Below are 868 nucleotides of genomic sequence, written 5' to 3'. Positions count from 1 at the left end.
TTTGTAGTGCCTGCCGACGCAAAAGGCGTGGAATACGGCAAAGCCGAAGAAAAAATGGGTTGGAATGCACAACCTACACGCCTAATTAGCTTTGAAGATGTGCGCATTCCGGCGCATAACTTGTTAGGCGCAGAGGGAGAAGGCTTTAAATTTGCGATGCAAGGCCTTGATGGCGGTCGAATTAACATTGCCACATGTTCAATTGGTACAGCGCAAGCGGCGCTTAATACAGCCCGTGAATATTTAAAAGAACGTACACAATTTGGTAAACCATTAGCTGCGTTTCAAGCATTGCAATTTAAAATTGCCGATATGAACACCGAGCTTGTAGCTGCGCGCCAAATGGTAAGGCTTGCTGCATTTAAACTTGATAATAACGACGTTGAAAAAACCACTTACTGCGCCATGGCTAAACGCTTTGCTACTGATGTTGGCTTTACCGTGTGTAACGACGCACTGCAAATTCATGGTGGTTACGGTTACATAAAAGAATACCCGCTTGAGCGCCATGTACGTGATGTACGTGTTCATCAAATTTTAGAAGGCACTAACGAAATTATGCGTGTGATTATAGCGCGCCGAATTTTAGCTGAGTCTGCAAACGACGTTTTATAAGGAGCAATGTATGTCAGAATCTAAATCTAATCCGAGTATTGAACTAACAACCGAAGGTCATGTTGCTATTTTAACGATGTCTAACCCGCCAGCAAACACCTGGACAAAAGACACCCTAGTTGATTTAAAAAATACCGTTAATGAGCTTAATAATAATAAAAATATTTATGCATTAGTACTGACAGGTGAAGGCGAGAAGTTTTTTAGCGCAGGTGCCGACCTAAACGTATTTGCTGGTGGCGATAAAGGCGTA

At 42.6% G+C, this 868-nt stretch carries 2 protein-coding genes; both read left to right on the top strand.

The window, feature by feature from the left end; genetic code table 11:
• Positions 1-615, top strand: a 615-nt coding sequence (locus L654_RS0100885) for an acyl-CoA dehydrogenase family protein (protein ID WP_024606968.1), incomplete at its 5' end; no start/stop codon positions are given.
• 10 nt (positions 616-625) lie between these two features.
• Positions 626-868 (top strand): enoyl-CoA hydratase-related protein (locus L654_RS0100880; protein WP_029753431.1); only part of this gene is annotated, 243 nt, incomplete at its 3' end.

Source organism: Pseudoalteromonas sp. TAB23, from assembly GCF_000498075.1.
Lineage (GTDB): Bacteria > Pseudomonadota > Gammaproteobacteria > Enterobacterales > Alteromonadaceae > Pseudoalteromonas > Pseudoalteromonas arctica.
The sequence above is the reverse complement of the archived record's forward strand: the minus strand, read 5'-3'. Positions and strand labels throughout refer to the sequence as shown.